The sequence below is a fragment of the Azoarcus sp. TTM-91 genome, assembly GCF_012911025.1.
Classification (GTDB): domain Bacteria; phylum Pseudomonadota; class Gammaproteobacteria; order Burkholderiales; family Rhodocyclaceae; genus Azoarcus.
The window spans coordinates 1-683 of record NZ_WUEI01000282.1 but is presented as its reverse complement, the minus strand read 5'-3'; the positions used below and the strand labels follow the sequence as shown (position 1 = coordinate 683).

Annotated in this window: 1 protein-coding gene; it reads right to left on the bottom strand. The window is 72.8% G+C overall.

Annotated features, from left to right (window positions below; genetic code table 11):
* Positions 1 to 3: 3 nt before the first annotated feature.
* On the bottom strand, positions 4 to 683 hold a 680-nt coding region (locus GRF61_RS24235; RefSeq protein ID WP_211166196.1), incomplete at its 5' end, for an HAD hydrolase-like protein.

Below are 683 nucleotides of genomic sequence, written 5' to 3'. Positions count from 1 at the left end.
GGATTATGGCATGAGGGCGGAGGCCGGACCGCTGCAGGCCGGCGCGGTGCCGAGCAGGAAGGCGACGAGCTCGTCGAGGTCGTGCAGCAAGGCGCGCGGGGCGGTGGCCTGCAGCGCGTCCGGCAGGGTGTAGCCCCAGGCGACGGCGGCGAAGTCCAGGCCGCAGGCGCGGGCGGCGTCGGCGTCGCGGATCTCGTCGCCGATGGAAACCGCTTCCGCCGCCCGCACGCCGGCCTGGAGCAGCAGCTTCTCGTACTTGCCGCGCTTGCCGAACAGCGCGCTGCCGCAGGCGAAGTGGCGGAAGCGGGCGCTGTTCTGCGGGCCGAGGATGCGCTCGGCGTTGGCACGGCTGTTGGAGGTGGCCAGCGCCAGCGTCACCCCGGCGGCGTCCAGCTGGGCCAGGGCCTCATCCACGCCGGGGAAGAGACGGACGTCGGCGATGTCGCGGCTCATCAGCCGGCGCATGTCGGTGGTCACCGCCGGCAGCTTCCACAGCGGCAGGCCAACGTGGGCGAGGATCTGGCGCGCGCCCTGGCCGCGCAGCATGTCCACTTCGTGCGCCTCGACCCGGCGGAAGCGGTGGCGCTCGGCCATCAGGTTGATGGCGCCGAGGAACCAGCCCAGGGAGTCCGCGAGCGTGCCGTCGAGATCGAAGATGGCGAGGCGGTAGGTGGGCGGAAAAG